Origin of the sequence: Pseudorhodoplanes sp. (assembly GCF_046289595.1) — a bacterium.
In the GTDB taxonomy this organism is placed as follows: domain Bacteria; phylum Pseudomonadota; class Alphaproteobacteria; order Rhizobiales; family Xanthobacteraceae; genus Pseudorhodoplanes.
The window spans coordinates 1-16,259 of sequence record NZ_JBKBVB010000046.1 but is presented as its reverse complement, the minus strand read 5'-3'; the positions used below and the strand labels follow the sequence as shown (position 1 = coordinate 16,259).

The following is a 16,259-nucleotide window of genomic DNA, read 5'->3' as shown; positions in this document are numbered from 1 at the left end:
TCCCTCATGGCTTGAAACGGGCCGTTCGGCACTATTGCTTCCGCCGCGCCTTGCGCTGGTCTTCGGCGATGGTGACGAAAGTCTTATAGGTCTCATGCGTCACCGGCTCGAAGCCGCTGGTCTTGCCCTGCGCCGCGGCCTCCGCCATCGCCATGTCGTCCTTGGCGAGATTGACAAACATATCGAGCAGATCTTTGCGCATATCTGCCGGGATTTTCTTGGACACGGCCCAGAGCGGATTGGCGATCAGCGGCGATTCCCAGACGATGCGGATATCGTCGAGCTTGAGCATGCCGCGGTCCATCATGATGCGGAACTGTCCGGATTGGTGACCTGGCGAGGTCCAGGTGAAGGCGCTGTCGAAATTGCCCTTCAGCACGCCGAGCACGCTCTGCTCATGCCCGCCGGAAAACACGGTCCGGCTGAAATGCTTTTGCGGATCGATACCGGCATCCCGGAGTGCCGCGTTGGGCACCAGAAAGCCGGAGGTTGAATTGGGATCAGCCCAGGCAAGACTCTTCCCCTTCAGATCGTCAATCGACTTGTAGGGACTGTCCGAGCGCACGATCAGCACCGAGTGGTAACCCTTGCCGCCATTCGGCTCCACATTCATGACCAGCGGTTCGATTTCGCCCTCACTGTCGATATAACCTGCGGCATAGGCGGCGCCGCCCATACGCCCGAGATGAATCTGGCCTGCCGACAGCGCCTGAACGATGCCGGCATAGTCCGATGCAGTAAACACCTCGACCTTCACGCCAAGCTTCTTTTCAATGTAGTCGGCGAACGGCTTGAAGCGCGTCACTGTCGCCGCCTGGTTCTCGACGGTGACGGAGCCGATCTTGATGACCTTGTACTTGTCGCGCCAATCGGCAGCCGTGGCCGCCGTGGCGGCGGCGACAAATACGGTCGAAACCAGCGCTGCCTTCGCAAGGGAACGGAGATGTGCGGTCATTGACGTCCTCATCTGCATTGTTCCGCAGCTTGATTAAGCTGCGCGGTTGATTGAACTGCATTCCAAATGAGCTGCGCTTCGCCCTTCACGCCGGCGCGGCGGCGAGTTCCGGAGCCGGACGCAACCACCCGGTTGTCGCGGTGATCTCTTCGGTGATGTCGGCTTCCTGATCGCCGATCTGGTAGATTTCCCGCATCGCCGCGGGTGTCAGCTCTGCGGGCCTGCCGTCAAAGACGATCCTGCCATGCGCCATACCGACGATCCGGTCGGAATATTGCCGCGCGGCGTCGATGGTGTGCAGGTTGCACAGCACCGTGATGCCGTCCTCGCCATTGATGCGCTTCAGCGAGTCCATGACGCGCGCCGCATTGCGAGGATCGAGCGAGGCAATCGGTTCGTCGGCGAGCAGGATGGCCGGCCGCTGCATCAGCGCGCGGGCAATAGCGACCCGCTGCTGCTGGCCGCCCGACAGGGTGCCCGCACGCTGAAAGACGTAAGGCATCAGGTCGAGGCGCTCCAGCGCCTCCACCGCCATGGCCCGCTCGGTCTCGGTGAAAATTCCAGCGAGCGAAGCCAGCGTCGGCCGCCTGCTGATCGAGCCGAGCAGCACATTGGTCAGAACATCCAGCCGCGGCACCAGATTGAACTGCTGAAAAATCATTGCCGCGCGGGCGCGCCACGCCTTGAGCTGCGCGCCCTTGAATTGGGTGACATCGACGCCGTCGAACACAATCCGCCCCGCCGAAGGATCGACCAGCCGGTTGATCATGCGCAGCAGCGTGGACTTGCCGGCGCCGGAGCGGCCGATCACACCGACGAAGCTGCCCGGCCTGATCTTGATGGAGACGTCCGATACCGCGACCGTGGCGCCAAAGCGGCGCGTCACTGCGTCAAGCTCGAGCATTTCTCAGCCTCCGCTTTCTGTTGAGCGGAAGGCGTAACGCAGGCGTCCGACAGTCATGTGACAAAGCCGCGGGGCGAAATTTGCGCCTGTGCACAAGTTCTTAGCGCGATTTCGTGTCAGACGGACTTCATCTGATGTCACGAGGCTGTCAGACGATTGTCATGCAATGCGCCGCTGTTATTGTACAATTGCGCGCCCCGGCACCCGGCGCAGGGCCGTCATCGTTTCTTCATCTTCAGGGGCGCCGCAGCGCCCGCCGGGCGAGCACGGAAAATCTCTGCTCTGGGGCGCTTTGCCGCAACACGGAAAGGCTTTCGATCCGGTGCGGGACATCCGCAAGAGGACGGAAAGCATCCGTCAGTGCGCGCTGGAAGCGCTGGCGGTCGTCCGGCGCAAGCCGTCCGGTCAGCGACATGTGAAACCGGAACTCGTCCATCACGTAAGGGTAGCCCCAGCGTTCGAGATTCTGCCGCTCCCGCGCCGACAGATCCTCCGCACTGCGCCGCGCCAGATCGAATGCGCTCAACGGCGCGCGATAGCGGTCGAAAAACGCCACACAGGCGGCCGCGAGCGCATCGACCGCCGGAACGCTCTCGCTTGGCGTCAATGCAATGAAGTCGTCGACCCGTGTCACCACGAGACGGCCGAGCGCCGCGGGCGACATCTGCGCGCAAAACGCATCGAGTGCGGATACGAGGCTCTGTTCGCTGGCGCCGTTCAGGTAAAACGGCGCGACCAGGGTCGCGTGGAAGCCATAGCGGCGGGGGTTCTGGGTTGCCGCGACCATTTCGGACGAGGCGACATGGTCGAGAGCCAGTTGCGGCACGTCACGGGCGCAGTCGGGATCATAACCGATGACGCTGGCGCCGAAGCGCGCCAGCGGCGTCTCCGGATCGGGCGTGAAGTAGATGGCATAGCGCGGTGCAGACATCATGGGTATCGCTACACGCGGATCGGAACGCGCTGCGCTTCGATCAGGTCGAAGAGCTTGCGGGCGCCATCGTCGATCGAGCCGGTATTCTCGATCACCCGATCAGCTGCAACGTCGCCGGCGAAGCTGGACGACCGCGAGATCCGCATGGCCGCATCGCCATCGGTTGCGCGCGCACGCCCGGCAATCCGGGCCAGCAGTATCTCGGCCGGCGCGGTCACAAGGACTGTGACCGTTCGGGCGTAGCGCCGCCGCAATTGCGCAAGCACGCCGCGGGACACATTGCAGACCGCGACGCGCCCTGCGGCGATTTCGGAATCGATCGAGACCGGCAGCGCATATTTCAGACCGTGCGCTTCCCACCAGATGGCGAAGCGGCCGCCAGCCAAGGCTTCATCGAACGCCCCGGGACTTGCGGTGTCGTGATCCTCGGCGTCGGAAGCCATGCGCGTGACGATCCGGCGCGGGAATACGATGTCGGAGGCACCGCGCGACAGCTCCCGGGCGCCGCGGATCAGCGAATCCTTGCCGCCGCCGCTCGGGCCGCAGACCGCGACGAAGGCGCCAGGTCCGATCGGGTGCGGGCTGACCGTCATGCCGTATGCTAGGCCACCCGCTCGCCGGCGCGCCAGACCGCGCGCACGGCGGGGACGTCATGGGCGACATGGACGCGGATCAGATCGGCCCGTTTTCCGGGCGCGATCTCGCCGCGATCGGTGAAACCGACGGCCTCGGCCGGCGTCTTGGTCACCGTGCGGACCGCGCTTGCAAGGTCGATCCCGTCGACGAGCGTCGGCATCGTCACCGCGGCGGCAAGCAGGCTGGATGGCACATAATCCGACGACAGGATGTCGAGCAGCCCTTCACGCGCCAGATCGGCCGTTGCGACATTCCCGGAATGCGAGCCGCCGCGCACGAGGTTCGGCGCGCCCATCATGACGCGGATGCCGGCCTGGTGCAGCGCCGCCGCGGCCTCGATGGTGGTCGGAAATTCCGCGATGGCGATGCCGTCGGCGATGGCCTGCTCGACATGGTCGAGCGTGGTGTCGTCGTGGCTGGCGAGCGGTGTTTGCTGCCGCTGCGCCAGTTCGACCAGGGCGCGGTAATTGCGCGCGCCGAATTCGCGCTGATAGGCGATGCGCGAGGCAAACATCTTGTCGAGATCGGCCTCGCTCATCCCGGCATTCTTGCCGCGATAATAGGTGCGCAGCTTGTCCTCATCGCGAAACTGACGCTGGCCGGGCGTATGGTCCATCAGCGAAGCGAGACGCACATCGTTCCGCGCAAACAGGCTCGCGGCCTCGTTGACCACCCCCGGCATCGGCACCTCGCAGCGCAGATGCAGATAATGGTCGGCGCGCAACAGCCCGGCCTCGCGCGCCGCCGAAATGGCATTGGCCAGCAGCACGGCCTCGCCGTCGGAGTCATCGGTGGCGTCCTCGCGCCAGACCCGCAGCGAATCCAGCACCGTGGTGATGCCGCTGGTCGCAAGCTGCCCGTCATAGGAGACGACCGCAGAGACCGGATTCCAGTAGACCTTGGGGCGCGGCATGTAATGCGCTTCGAGATGGTCGGTGTGCAGCTCGATCAGTCCCGGCATCACGATATCGCCGCCCATGTCCTCGCCGCGCTCGGGCGGGCGGCCCTCGCCGAAGGCTGCGATCTGGCCGTCCTGCATCGCCAGCCATCCGTTTTCGATGACGCGGTCCGACAGGACCAGGCGTGCATTGCTCAGGATTGCGACGTCGGGACGGGCGGTCATGGTCAGGCTGCCTTTGCAAAGCGTTGAATATCGACGACGGTGTCGGCAATGGCCTTGCGGACGTCGTCGTCGTGAACGATGGCGATAATCGCGGTCCCCTTGCGCTTCCTTTCGCGGATCATCTCGATCACCACCGCGCGGTTGGCCGCGTCGAGCGAGGCGGTCGGCTCATCGAGCAGCAGCAGCGGCCGGTCCTGCACAAAGCCGCGCGCAATATTGACCCGCTGCTGCTCGCCGCCGGAGAAAGTCGCGGGCGGCAGATCCCACAGGCGCTCGGGCAGATTGAGGCGCGCCAGCGCTTTCGCTGCCGTCTCGCGGGCGGCTTCGGGCGATAGCCCGTCGGTCTCGAGCGGACCGGCAACGATGTCGATCGCGGCTACGCGCGGCACGGCGCGCAGGAATTGCGAGACATAGCCGATGCCGCTGCGCCGCAGAGCCAGCACCTGCCGCGGCGCGGCGCCGGCAATGTCGAACGTTTCGTTTCCGTGCCGCAGCCGGATCGATCCGCGATCGCACCGGTAACTGCCGAAAATCATCTTCAGGATCGATGATTTTCCGGTGCCGGACGGCCCCGCGAGCACCACGCATTCGCCCGCATGCACGGAGAATGAGACGCGGTCGACGACCGGCAAGGTCACGCCGCCCTGCAGATGCATGGTGAAGGACTTCCCGACGTCGCAGAGGGTGAGGATGTCGTTCATCGCTCACGCCGGAAGAATCGAAGAGACAAGGAGCTGGGTATAGGCCTCGCGCGGATCGTCCAGCACCTGATCGGTCAATCCGGTCTCGATGACGCGCCCGCCCTTCATCACCATCATGCGGTGCGAGAGCAGGCGCGCCACGCCGAGATCATGCGTGACGATGACGACGGCGAGCCTGAGATCGTGGACCAGCCGGTTGACCAGGTCGAGCAGACGTGCCTGCACCGACACATCGAGCCCGCCGGTCGGCTCGTCCATGAAGACGAGGCGCGGCGCGGTGACAAGATTGCGCGCGATCTGCAGGCGCTGGCGCATCCCGCCGGAAAAGGTCGCAGGCGTATCGTCGATCCGGCGCGGATCGATCTCGACGCGCTCCAGCCATTGCGTCGCGGTCCTGCGGATGTTGCCGTAGTGCCGATGCCCGACCGCCATCAGACGTTCGCCGACATTGCCGCCCGCCGAAATCGCCATGCGCAGGCCCTGCGCCGCGTCCTGATGCACATAGCCCCAGTCGGTGCGGAACAGGAAGCGGCGCTCGGCTTCGCCGAGCGTCGCAAGATCGCGGGTCACGCCATCGCGCATGCGGTAGAGCACGCGCCCGGCGCTGGCCTCGATCTGCGCCGACAGAAGCTGCAGCAGCGTCGATTTTCCGGACCCCGATTCCCCGACAATGGCCAGCACCTCGGCCTCGTAAAGCTCAAGGCAGACGTCGCTGCAGCCGAGCTGGCGCCCGTACCATTTCGACAGGCCCTCGGCGATCAGCAGCGGCTGTTCGGTTGCGGTCATGCGGGCGTCCGGCCGGGTTCGACGCGAAAGCTGAAGCCATGCCGCTCGAAACCAAGCGATTCGTAGAAGGCATGGGCGCGGTCGCGCCGTTCATTGGAGGATAGCATCAGTTTGTAACAGCTCTTTTCGCGCGCCTTGCCGATGGCAAAGCCCATCATCTGCCGGCCGATCCCCATGCCGTGCAGATCCGGAGCGACCACCACATCCTCGACAATGGCCGACGGCGCGCCGCGATGACCGAGATTGTCCATGATCAGCAGCGCAAAACTGCCAACGATGCGGCCGTCCCGCTCGGCAACGTAGAGGGTGTAGTCCGGATAGGCTGCGAATTTCGTCAACAGCGCGTTGGCGTCCTCCAGCGGCAAGACTGCGCCGTCGTCGATCTCCGGCTGCGCATAGAGTGCAAGCACGCCGCCGAGATCGTCACGCGTTGCGGGACGAATGATGACATCCGCGCGGTCAGGCATGACCCGGATCCCCCTCGTTACGCCACGGAATGGCTGGCGAGTCGCCGCCGCGCCGCCGCCCGCAATAGTCGGTATCCGAGCAGACGAACATGCGGCCGCCTTTGTCGTCGGTAATCACCTCGTCGAGGAAGGTATCATCCGCGCCGCACAGCGCACAGGTCTCATCGGTGCGGCTCGCCTCGAACGGATGGTCCTCGAAGTCGAGCGACACCACCTGTGTGTATGGCGGAATCGCGTAGATGCGCTTTTCGCGTCCGGCGCCGAACAATTGCAGGGCCGGACAACGGTCCATCTTCGGATTGTCGAATTTCGGCGTTGGCGACGGGTCCATCACATAGCGGCCGGCGACCTTGACCGGATAGGCATACGTGGTGGCGATATGGCCGTGGCGGGCGATATCCTCGTAGAGCTTCACATGCATCAGCCCGTAATCGGCATGCGCATGCATGCGGCGGGTCTCGGTTTCGCGCGGCTCCAGAAAACGCAAAGGCTCGGGGATCGGCACCTGGTAGACCAACACCTGCGCTTGCGAAAGCTGCGTCTCGGGAATGCGGTGCCGCGTCTGGATCACGCTCGCTTCGCTTGTCGAAGTGGTGGTGGCGACGCCTGCGGTCTTGCGGAAGAATTGCCGGATCGAGACCGCATTGGTGGTGTCATCCGAGCCCTGGTCGATCACCTTCAGCACATCATCGGGCCCGAGAATCGCAGCCGTGACCTGCACGCCGCCGGTGCCCCAGCCATACGGCATCGGCATTTCGCGGCTGGCAAACGGCACCTGATAGCCGGGGATCGCAATCGCCTTCAGGATCGCGCGGCGGATCATCCGCTTGGTCTGCTCGTCGAGATAGGCGAAGTTGTAGGTGGGCGCCGTCATTCCGCTGCCTCCCGGGCGTCGATGCCCTCATGCGCCGCAGCGTCGCGGCGCGCGGCTTCGGCTTCGGCCCGCATCCGGCGCACAAGTCCAAGCTCGGCCTGGAAATCGACATAATGCGGCAGCTTGAGATGCTCGACAAAGCCGGTCGCCTGCACATTGTCGGAATGCGACAAGACGAATTCCTCATCCTGCGCCGGCGCCTTGATCGCCTCGCCGAGCTCTGCGGCGCGCAGCGAACGGTCGACCAGCGCCATCGCCATCGCCTTCCTTTCGCTGTGGCCGAAGACCAGTCCATAGCCGCGGGTGAAGCGCGGCGGCTCGTTGGCCGAACCCTTGAACTGATTGACCATCTGGCATTCGGTGACGGTGACCGGCCCGAGCGGCACGGCAAATCCAACCTCTTCCGCGAAAAACTCGACCTCGACCTCGCCAAGACGGATTTCGCCGGCGAAGGGATGGGTGCGGCCATAGCCGCGCTGCGTCGAATAGCCGAGCGCCAGCAGGAAGCCCTCGTCGCCGCGCGCGAGATTTTGCAGTCGCAGGTCGCGCCCGGCCGGAAACTCCAGCGGCTCGCGGGTCAGATCGCCGACGCCCGCATCCGGGTCGTCTGCAGGCGACGGCTCGATGAGGTCGTCGGTGCCGAGCAGATCGGTGACGCGGGGCATCGGCCCGGCCGCGGCCTCAGCCTCGGCGGGGGGCGCGGGCTCGCCGCCTGCGGCAAGACCGGTATCGAGCAGCCGATGGGTGTAGTCGAAGGTCGGACCGAGAATCTGTCCGCCCGGCAGATCCTTGAAGGTCGCGGAGATGCGCCGCTGCACGGCCATCGCACCGGTCTCGACCGGCTCGGAGGAACCAAAGCGCGGCAAGGTGGTGCGGTAGGCGCGCAGCAGGAAGATCGCCTCGATCAGATCGCCGCAGGCCTGCTTGATGGCGAGCGCGGCCAGTTCGCGGTCGTAGAGCGAGCCCTCGCACATCACCCGGTCGACGGCGCGCCCAAGCTGTTGCGAAATCTGCGGCAGCGTCAGCTCGGGAATGGCGGGATCGCCGCGGCGGTGATGCGCCAGCAGAAGATGGGCATTTTCGATGGCGCGCTCGCCACCCTTGACGGCGACATACACCGCTAGCCCTCCCTCTCGACATGGGTCGAGCGCGGCAGCGCGGCCACCGCCTTATCCGCCACCAGCAGGAAATCGACGCCGCGCGGAAACAAGGCGCGATTGGCCCCGGCGCGATCCGCGAAATCGGCGGGAAGCGGTCCGGCGCGCAGCATTTGCGCGGTCTCGATGCCGGGACCGCTGAGGCGGAGCGCCGTCCCGGCCGACAAGCTTGCGACTTGCACGATCAGCGTGGCCGAACGGTCCGGATAATCCTGCTCGCCCCATGAAAACAGCGCAAGATCCGGCAATGCGCGGGCGTCCGAAATCAGCGCAAACACCGCACGCGCCGGATCGGCAACGACCGGCGCACCGGTATGAAACCGCAGCCAGGCCGCGACCGCTTCGCTTGCCGCAAGCTCTGCATCGAGCCACAACGGCGTCTCGTAATCCGCAAGCGCCAGCGCGATCGCCGCAGCGCCGGTGGACAGCGGAGCGGGCGGCGCCAGCGCGCAATCGAGCTGCAAAACCATGCCCGGCCGCGCCAGCGCGTTCATCGCGGCCCGGAACACCGCTTGCGCATCCCGCACCGGATCGGCAAATGCCGCAGAAAGCGCCGCGCTCATGGCTGGTCCTCGCCGCGCACCAGCGTGAAAAAGTCGACGCGCGTCGCAGCCGCGCGCCGCGCGGCAATCTCGCGCTCGCGCTCGATTCGCGCACGCACCGGCGCGAGCACATGCCGCTCAATCGCCGCGCGATGCGTCCCGGTTTGCCATAGAGCGTCGCACAAGGCTGCAAGCCGCGCGCGGTCCCGGTCGCGGCCAAGGCTATAGGACAGGCCGATCTCGCCGCTCTTCAGCTGCACCACGCAGCGCGTCACCGTGGCCTCGCCGACATTGAACGGCGCACCATCCCCGCCGATACGTCCGCGCAGCATGACGAGTCCTTGTTCCGGCGCGCGCAAATTGGTGGCCTCGCCGGCGTAACCGACTGCCGTAAGACCGTTGCTGATTTCCGTCATGGTCGCGTACGCCAGGAGGCGCATCGCACCTTGCCGCGCCGTGATCGCGGAGGAACTTTGATTCGCCGTTGACGGGTTGAAGTCGGGCATGGCATCAAGTTGTCTATTGTGCTAGACAACTTATAGGATCCGCTCGTGACGCTTTGATGACGGCGCGGAAGACCTGTGGAGCAAACCGATGGCTCAAGCCAGCGACATGCGGATGAATGGCGGCGGTCCCGCCGGCGTGACGCTGTGGCGGCAGATCGCCGACGACATCGAGCAAGCGATCGTACGCGGCGACTATGCGAGCGGGACCAAGCTTCCCGGCGAACTCGAAATCGCGGAGCGGTTCGGCGTCAACCGCCACACGGTGCGGCGCGCGCTCGCCGAGCTTTCCGAGCGCGGCCTCGTTCGCGCCGAGCGCGGCAGCGGCACCTATGTCGATGCTGCGCGCATCGCCTATCCGATCCGCGAACGCACGCGCTTTTCGGAGATCATCGGCGCCTCAGGGCGCAGGGCCGGCGGCCGGCTGTTGTCGAGCACAAAGGAGCCGGCGCCGCGCGACGTCGCCTTGCGCCTCGATCTGCAGCCGGACGACATGGTGGTGCGGCTCGACATACTGCGCAGCGCCAACCGGGTGCCGGTTTCGCTGAGCACCAGCTGGCTGCCGCTGGAGATCGCTCCGGATGCCGCGCGGATCTATCGCATGGTGCGCTCGGTCACCCGGCTGCTCGGCTATCTCGGTTATGCCGATTATCGCCGCAAGGAAACGCGGCTGTCGGCGGCGATGGCCGATACAGTTCATGCCGCCAAGCTGCGTCTCAATCCCGGGCGGCCGCTGCTGGTGGTGGACAGCGTCGATGTCGCCGCCGACGGCCGGCCGATTCTCACCAGCCATGCGCGCTTTGCCGCCGACCGCGTCGAACTTGTGGTGGAAAACCGGGATTGAACCGGCGCGCCGCCGCGGCGAGAGACAACGTGTCGCCCTGTTTGCGACACCAGTTGCCTTGATGATCGCCGGCTGCGGAAGCGGACCCATGAGACCCATCTGTCAGGGAAATTCGACGGGCGCTTTCCAATATTCGAAGTTTGAGATATAAGACCGCATGTCCATCCGGACCCTGGCCTCGATTGTCTTCGCTCTCGCGGCATTGCTGCTGGTCGCTCTACCGACCGGCGCGGCGGCGCATGGCGGGATGGCGCATGGCGGGATGGCGCATGGGAGCGTGGCTCATGGCGGCGCTGCGCATCCGCATGCAATGAAGCATGTTCCCGACAATCGCGCGGTTCGCAACGCGCCTTCCAAGGTACAGTTGTCCACTTTACCAGCTGAAGTGCGGATGCAGCCGTTCGCGCCGTCCACGGACCGATCTCACGCGGATTGCAGCGATCGTGGCTGCTGCGGCGCCGGCCATTGTTCCGGCGGCGGCACGGCGCTGACACCAGCGGCGTGGATGAGCGTCCGGATTTCGCCTGCAACCGTTTTCCCCGCGCCTGATCCTGCGCCACCGGCTCAGATCGCTCGCGACGGGCCTTCGCGTCCACCCAACTCCTTCGCCTGAACGACCATCATCCACGTCGCTGACGTGGGACCGGCGCCCAACTGGGCAGCCGGACCTTCTTTCGTTCATGCAAAGGATCGGCCTCCATGTTTCGCTCTATTCTGTCGGTCGCTATTCCGGCAGCCTTGCTGCTCACGGCGTCTGGCTTTGGCGTTCGCGCCCATGAGGGCCACAATCATGGCTCCGAAACGCCACCCGCTCCGGTATCCGTCGCCCCGCGCGGCGAAGCCCATTCCGAGCGGTTCGAGTTGGTCGCTGTGGCGGACGGCAAGACGCTCAGACTTTATCTCGACGACTACAAGACCAACGCACCGGTCGAGCAGGCGGAGATCGAGGTCGAGACACCGGCAGGCCCGGTGGCAGCCAAGCCGCAGGGTGACGGCGTCTTTATTGTCGAAGCGCCGTTCCTCGAACCGGGCGGCCACTTCGATCTGATCGTCACCATCATGGCCGACGGCGATCCGGATATCCTGCCGGTCTCGATCGACGTTCCGGTGCCGGGGGCGCAACCCGACGGCGCAAGCGCGATGAGCGGCCTCGACATGGCGCTCGCCTCGCTGTCCCGGTCACCTCTGGCGACAGGCATCGCCGGCTTCGTCCTGGGTGCCCTTGTCATTTTGCTGATCCGCAGACCCAGGCGGGCCGCCGCAGCCCTGGCACTGCCGCTCTTGATCGCTGCCACATCGTCGCCGGCGCATGAAGGCCACGATCATCGGCCTGAACCCGCAATCACGGTCAACGGCGATCAGCGTGCCATGCGCCAGCCGGACGGCTCCGTGTTCGTGCCGAAGCCAATCCAGCGCATCTTCGGTTTGCGCACGATCGAAGCCCGGCCGGCGCGCTACGCGCGAACGGTCGAACTGCCCGGCCGCATTATTCCTGACCCGAATGCCAGCGGCTATGTGCAGACCGCGATCGGCGGTGTGCTTTCCCCGCCGCCCGGCGGCTTTCCGCGACTTGGATCAACGGTCCGGCAAGGCGACATCCTCGCCTATGTTACCCCGCCACTTGCGGCGATCGACGTGTCCGACATGCGCCAGAAGCAGGGCGAACTCGATCAGCAGATCGCCATTGTCCAAAGAAGACTGGCGCGGCAGGAATCGCTGGTGACCAGCGGCGCCGTCGCCCGCACCACACTCGAAGAGACACGGCTGGAACTGGAGGGCCTGAAAGATCGTCGCGCGGCGCTCGACACGATTCGCAATGAGCCTCAACCGCTGATCGCGCCCGTGAGCGGCGTCATCGCCGAAGGCACGCCGATCACCGGCCAGATCGCCCAGACCAACGCCGTCGTCTTCCACATCGTGACGCCAGGCAGATTATGGGTGGAGGCGCTCAGCTTCGACAGCGTGGCTCATTCCGGGCGAGCCTCGGCCAAGGCCAGCAACGGCAAGACGCTTGCATTGACCTTCCGCGGCTCCGGTCTCGCCGACCGCAGCCAGTCGATCCCGGTGCATTTCTCTGTCGAGGAGGGCAGCAAGGAGCTGCGTCCGGGTCAATTCGTAACCGTGTTCACGGAGACCGGGGAAATCCGTTCGGGCATCGCCGTGCCGCGCACCGCGATCGTGCGCGCCGCAAACGGCCAGGACTTCGTGTTCGAACACACCACCGCGGAGCGTTTCGATCCGCGACCTGTCCGCACCGAGCCGCTCGATGCCACCCGCGTCCTGGTCGCAACGGGCATCGAGCCCGGCAGGCGCATTGTGGTCCAGGGCGCAGAGCTCCTGGATCACGTTCGCTGAGCGGGGCACATTGATGTTTGCTTTTCTCGTCAGTCAATCGGTCCGAAACCGTCTGCTCGTGCTCGCATTGAGCGCGGCACTGCTGGCATTCGGCGGCTACAGCGTCACCAAGCTTCCGGTGGACGTCTTTCCCGACCTGAACAAGCAGGTCGTCACCATCATGACGGAAGCTGACGGTCTTGCGCCGCCGGAGGTGGAGCAGCTCGTTTCGTTCCCGATCGAAACGCAGATGAATGGCGTCGCCGGCGTCACGAGGGTGCGCTCGGTATCGGGCGTCGGGCTGTCGTTTGTCTATGTCGAATTCGACTGGAACGCCGCCGACATCTACCGCAACCGCCAGCTGATCGCCGAGCGTCTCAATCTGATGCGCGAACAATTGCCGGCGAATGTCACACCCATGATGGGGCCGATCGGTTCGATCATGGGTCAGATCCTGCTGGTCGCGGTCACAAGCGACAGCGCAACGCCGATGGAATTGCGCGAGGCGGCAGACTTCACGATCCGGCCGCGGCTGCTCAGCATTCCCGGCGTCGCGCAGGTGATCCCGATCGGCGGCGAGGTGCGCCAATATCGCGTCGCCCCACAGCCGCCCGCGCTGCGTGCGCTTGGAATCAATTACGAACAGATCGAAAAGGCCCTTGAATCGTTCGGCAGCAACGCCGGCGGCGGGTTCACCGATCTCAATTCGCGCGAATACCTCATCCGCAATATCGGGCGGACCACGAGCCTGGACGACCTGCGCAACATCGTGGTGGCCAAGATCGACGGCCGGCCGGTTTACCTGCATCAGGTCGCAACCGTCGAGTTCGCAGCGCGGACCAAGCGCGGCGATTCGGGCTTTATGGGCAGACCTGCTGTTCTCGTTTCGGTGGAGAAACAGCCGAACGTCGACACCATCGCCCTGACGCGCACGATCGAACAGGCGCTGAAGGGCCTCAATGCGGCGTTGCCCCACAACATCAAGGCGGATCAGCTCGTTTTCCGGCAGGCGAATTTCATCGAAACCTCGATCAGAAATGTCCAAACGGTCCTGATCGAAGCTTTCGTCGCCGTTGCCATCGTCCTGTACCTGTTTCTGCTGAACTGGCGGACCACAGTCATCTCTCTGACCGCAATCCCAGCGTCGATCCTGATCACGGCTGTCGTCTTTTATTTTGCCGGGTTGACGATCAACACGATGACGCTGGGCGGCATTGCGATCGCGATCGGCGAACTCGTGGACGATGCCGTGGTCGGCGTGGAAAATATCTTCCGGAGGCTGCGCGAGAACCGGGCGCTCGGCAATCCACGGTCGGCTTTCAACATCGTGGTGAGTGCATCGCAGGAGGTGCGCTCCGGCATCGTCTACGCCACGATGATCATCGTGCTGGTGTTCGTTCCGCTGTTCGCGATGAGCGGCATCGAGGGACGGCTGTTTGCCCCGCTCGGGGTGGCCTATATCGTCTCGATCCTGGCAAGCCTCCTGGTGTCGATCACGATCACGCCGGTGATGGCCTATTATATGCTGCCCGGCCTGAAACGCCTCGACCAACACGACGGCTTTCTCGTACGCGTTCTGAAGCGCTGGTATGGCGCGACGCTCGCGCGTGCTTACGACAACGCGACGCTCATCCTCGGGCTGACCGTCATGTGCGTTGTCGCGGCCGGCCTCGCCGCGTTCTCGCTGCCGCGGTCTTTCCTGCCGCAGTTCAACGAAGGCACCTTCAACATCCTGGTGCAGTTCAATCCCGGTGTGTCGCTCGCCGAATCCAATCGCGTCGGGAGCATCGCCGAACGGCTGATCATGGGCGTCCCCGAGGTGAAGTCGGTCGGCCGCCGCACCGGCCGCGCCGAACTCGATGAACATGCCGAGGGCGTCCATGTCAGCGAAATAGAGGTCGATCTCGCGCTTTCCTCGCGATCCAAGCAGGAGATCGTTGCCGACATCAGGACGCGGCTTGCCGTTCTGCCGCTGTCGGTGAATATCGGCCAGCCGATCGCGCACCGCCTTGATCACATGCTGACCGGCATCCGCTCCGAGATCGCCCTCAAGATATTCGGCGACGATCTCGATACGATGCGCAGCACAGCCGAGGACTTGCGCGGGAAACTGGCTGCCATACCGGGCCTGACCGACGTCCAGGTCGAAAAGCAGGTGCTGATCCCGCAGCTCGAAATCCGGGTCGATTACAACCGTGCAGCGCTTTACGGCGTGCAGCCGGCGGCAGTGATCGAGCAAATCGCCAGGCTGTCCAACGGACGCGTGGTTTCGCGCGTGATCGACGGACCTCGCCGCTTTGACGTGGTGATGCGGCTGCCCGAAAGTCTGCGGACGACGCAGGGGCTGGGCGATCTCCTGATCGAGACTCCCGCGGGCTGGATACCTGCCCGACGGATCGCCGAAATCCGGGAAACCACCGGACCAAACCAGATCCTGCGGGAGAACGGCCGGCGGCGGCTGGTGGTGATGGCGAACAGCGACGGAACGGCGGACATGGCACGGCTGGTGGAGCAGATCCGCAGCCTGGCCGCCGAAACCAAGTTGCCGGAAGGGGCCTACCTCAGTCTCGAGGGAACCTTCCAGGCTCAGGAGCAGGCGGCGCGAACCATCGGTTTGCTGTCGCTGGTGTCGCTGCTTCTGATCTTCGCGATCCTCTACAGCCGCTACAAGTCGATCGTTCTGTCGCTGATCATCATCGGCTCGGTGCCATTGGCTTTGATCGGCTCGGTTGCGGCGTTGTGGCTGGCCGATCAGACGTTATCGGTGGCCAGCATGATCGGCTTCATCACCTTGACGGGGATCGCGGCCCGCAACGGCATCTTGAAGATCAGTCATATCATCAATCTGCATCTTCACGACGGGTTGCCATGGGGCCGCGAGCTGATCACGCGGGGCTGTCTGGAGCGCATGACGCCGGTGCTGATGACTGCATTATCGGCCGGTGTGGCGCTCATTCCGCTGATGATCGATGCGCACAGTCCGGGAAAGGAAATCCTGCATCCGGTCGCCGTCACGATCTTCGGCGGGCTTATCAGCGCCACCCTGCTCGACGCCTTTGTGACACCGCTCCTGGTGATCGCTTTTGGCCGCAATGCGGTGGAACGGCTGAGGATCGCCAGACAAGCCGAGACCGACGGGCCGGCGGAGCCGGCTGCATCGACGCAATCCTATTGAGTTTTCACACAGGAGATCTACGACATGCTGAAGCTTCTTGCGGTTCTTTCGGCGCTGATCATCTCGGCACCGGCTGTGGCTCACGATGCGCGGGGCAGTCACGGCGGCCGCGTGGCCGATGCCGGTCAATATCACGTCGAGCTGATCACGAAGAACAACGTCATCGACGTCTATTTGACCGATCACAATGACAAGCCGGTCCAGCCTACCGGATTTAAGGGCCTCGCCATCCTCGCCGTCGGCGGCAAGAGCCAGAGGATCGTGCTGGAGCCGGCGGAGGGCGGGAAGCTGACGGGCAAGGCAACCGGAAACTTGCCCGCTGAA

16 protein-coding genes are annotated in these 16,259 nt (G+C 64.7%); 4 read left to right on the top strand and 12 right to left on the bottom strand.

Annotated features, from left to right (window positions below; genetic code table 11):
* Positions 1-31: 31 nt before the first annotated feature.
* From phnD to phnG, 12 genes are all read right to left on the bottom strand, one after another.
* Positions 32-955 carry a phosphonate ABC transporter substrate-binding protein gene (gene phnD / locus ACK41X_RS11605; protein WP_409723001.1) on the bottom strand — a complete coding sequence of 308 codons (924 nt, stop codon included), beginning with the start codon at positions 953-955 and terminating at the stop codon, positions 32-34.
* Positions 956-1,040: 85 nt separating this feature from the next.
* Entirely contained in the window at positions 1,041-1,859 is an 819-nt protein-coding gene (phnC, locus tag ACK41X_RS11600) for a phosphonate ABC transporter ATP-binding protein (protein WP_409722998.1), read from the bottom strand.
* A gap of 235 nt (positions 1,860-2,094) precedes the next feature.
* Positions 2,095-2,790, bottom strand: a complete 696-nt coding sequence (locus ACK41X_RS11595) for a DUF1045 domain-containing protein (protein WP_409722995.1) — start codon at positions 2,788-2,790, stop codon at positions 2,095-2,097.
* Positions 2,791-2,801: 11 nt separating this feature from the next.
* The gene (gene phnN / locus ACK41X_RS11590) at positions 2,802-3,386 is read right to left on the bottom strand and encodes a phosphonate metabolism protein/1,5-bisphosphokinase (PRPP-forming) PhnN (protein WP_409722992.1); all 585 of its coding nucleotides are present in this window, start codon (positions 3,384-3,386) and stop codon (positions 2,802-2,804) included.
* Positions 3,387-3,394: 8 nt separating this feature from the next.
* A complete protein-coding gene (locus ACK41X_RS11585) occupies positions 3,395-4,552 on the bottom strand; it encodes an alpha-D-ribose 1-methylphosphonate 5-triphosphate diphosphatase (RefSeq protein WP_409722989.1) in 1,158 nt (385 codons plus the stop codon).
* Positions 4,553-4,554: 2 nt separating this feature from the next.
* Positions 4,555-5,253, bottom strand: coding sequence for a phosphonate C-P lyase system protein PhnL (phnL, locus tag ACK41X_RS11580; protein ID WP_409722986.1), 699 nt, complete (start codon positions 5,251-5,253; stop codon positions 4,555-4,557).
* Between the two features lie 3 nt (positions 5,254-5,256).
* A complete protein-coding gene (phnK, locus tag ACK41X_RS11575) occupies positions 5,257-6,039 on the bottom strand; it encodes a phosphonate C-P lyase system protein PhnK (RefSeq protein WP_409722984.1) in 783 nt (260 codons plus the stop codon).
* Positions 6,036-6,506 (bottom strand): N-acetyltransferase family protein, encoded by a 471-nt coding sequence (locus ACK41X_RS11570; RefSeq protein WP_409722981.1) that lies wholly within the window; start codon positions 6,504-6,506, stop codon positions 6,036-6,038. Before ACK41X_RS11570 ends, phnK begins: the two co-directional genes overlap by 4 nt.
* Positions 6,499-7,380 (bottom strand): alpha-D-ribose 1-methylphosphonate 5-phosphate C-P-lyase PhnJ, encoded by an 882-nt coding sequence (locus ACK41X_RS11565; RefSeq protein WP_409722978.1) that lies wholly within the window; start codon positions 7,378-7,380, stop codon positions 6,499-6,501. Before ACK41X_RS11565 ends, ACK41X_RS11570 begins: the two co-directional genes overlap by 8 nt.
* Entirely contained in the window at positions 7,377-8,498 is a 1,122-nt protein-coding gene (locus ACK41X_RS11560; RefSeq protein WP_409722976.1) for a carbon-phosphorus lyase complex subunit PhnI, read from the bottom strand. The genes ACK41X_RS11565 and ACK41X_RS11560 overlap by 4 nt, the downstream gene beginning before the upstream one ends.
* Before the next feature lie 2 nt (positions 8,499-8,500).
* On the bottom strand, positions 8,501-9,100 hold the full coding sequence (phnH, locus tag ACK41X_RS11555) for a phosphonate C-P lyase system protein PhnH (RefSeq protein ID WP_409722974.1): 600 nt from the start codon (positions 9,098-9,100) through the stop codon (positions 8,501-8,503).
* Complete coding sequence (phnG, locus tag ACK41X_RS11550; RefSeq protein WP_409722972.1) at positions 9,097-9,495, bottom strand: phosphonate C-P lyase system protein PhnG; 399 nt, start codon at positions 9,493-9,495, stop codon at positions 9,097-9,099. The genes phnH and phnG overlap by 4 nt, the downstream gene beginning before the upstream one ends.
* 196 nt (positions 9,496-9,691) lie before the next feature.
* On the opposite strand from phnG, the gene phnF reads away from it, so the two are divergent.
* The 4 genes from phnF to ACK41X_RS11530 all read left to right on the top strand — a co-directional run.
* On the top strand, positions 9,692-10,426 hold the full coding sequence (gene phnF / locus ACK41X_RS11545; protein WP_409723055.1) for a phosphonate metabolism transcriptional regulator PhnF: 735 nt from the start codon (positions 9,692-9,694) through the stop codon (positions 10,424-10,426).
* 699 nt (positions 10,427-11,125) lie between these two features.
* Positions 11,126-12,781, top strand: a complete 1,656-nt coding sequence (locus ACK41X_RS11540) for an efflux RND transporter periplasmic adaptor subunit (RefSeq protein WP_409722969.1) — start codon at positions 11,126-11,128, stop codon at positions 12,779-12,781.
* Between the two features lie 13 nt (positions 12,782-12,794).
* On the top strand, positions 12,795-15,935 hold the full coding sequence (locus ACK41X_RS11535; protein ID WP_409722966.1) for an efflux RND transporter permease subunit: 3,141 nt from the start codon (positions 12,795-12,797) through the stop codon (positions 15,933-15,935).
* 24 nt (positions 15,936-15,959) lie between these two features.
* Positions 15,960-16,259, top strand: a 300-nt coding sequence (locus tag ACK41X_RS11530) for a hypothetical protein (RefSeq protein WP_409722964.1), incomplete at its 3' end; no start/stop codon positions are given.

What these genes read in the sequence shown, in the direction of transcription:
- phnC (WP_409722998.1), bottom strand. Translation starts at nt 1,859, where the DNA reads ATGCTCGAGCTTGACGCAGTGACGCGCCGCTTTGGCGCCACGGTCGCG.
- phnD (WP_409723001.1), bottom strand. Translation starts at nt 955, where the DNA reads ATGACCGCACATCTCCGTTCCCTTGCGAAGGCAGCGCTGGTTTCGACC.
- phnH (WP_409722974.1), bottom strand. Translation starts at nt 9,100, where the DNA reads ATGAGCGCGGCGCTTTCTGCGGCATTTGCCGATCCGGTGCGGGATGCG.
- ACK41X_RS11565 (WP_409722978.1), bottom strand. Translation starts at nt 7,380, where the DNA reads ATGACGGCGCCCACCTACAACTTCGCCTATCTCGACGAGCAGACCAAG.
- ACK41X_RS11570 (WP_409722981.1), bottom strand. Translation starts at nt 6,506, where the DNA reads ATGCCTGACCGCGCGGATGTCATCATTCGTCCCGCAACGCGTGACGAT.
- phnG (WP_409722972.1), bottom strand. Translation starts at nt 9,495, where the DNA reads ATGACGGAAATCAGCAACGGTCTTACGGCAGTCGGTTACGCCGGCGAG.
- ACK41X_RS11535 (WP_409722966.1), top strand. Translation starts at nt 12,795, where the DNA reads ATGTTTGCTTTTCTCGTCAGTCAATCGGTCCGAAACCGTCTGCTCGTG.
- ACK41X_RS11585 (WP_409722989.1), bottom strand. Translation starts at nt 4,552, where the DNA reads ATGACCGCCCGTCCCGACGTCGCAATCCTGAGCAATGCACGCCTGGTC.
- phnN (WP_409722992.1), bottom strand. Translation starts at nt 3,386, where the DNA reads ATGACGGTCAGCCCGCACCCGATCGGACCTGGCGCCTTCGTCGCGGTC.
- ACK41X_RS11540 (WP_409722969.1), top strand. Translation starts at nt 11,126, where the DNA reads ATGTTTCGCTCTATTCTGTCGGTCGCTATTCCGGCAGCCTTGCTGCTC.
- phnL (WP_409722986.1), bottom strand. Translation starts at nt 5,253, where the DNA reads ATGAACGACATCCTCACCCTCTGCGACGTCGGGAAGTCCTTCACCATG.
- phnF (WP_409723055.1), top strand. Translation starts at nt 9,692, where the DNA reads ATGCGGATGAATGGCGGCGGTCCCGCCGGCGTGACGCTGTGGCGGCAG.
- phnK (WP_409722984.1), bottom strand. Translation starts at nt 6,039, where the DNA reads ATGACCGCAACCGAACAGCCGCTGCTGATCGCCGAGGGCCTGTCGAAA.
- ACK41X_RS11595 (WP_409722995.1), bottom strand. Translation starts at nt 2,790, where the DNA reads ATGTCTGCACCGCGCTATGCCATCTACTTCACGCCCGATCCGGAGACG.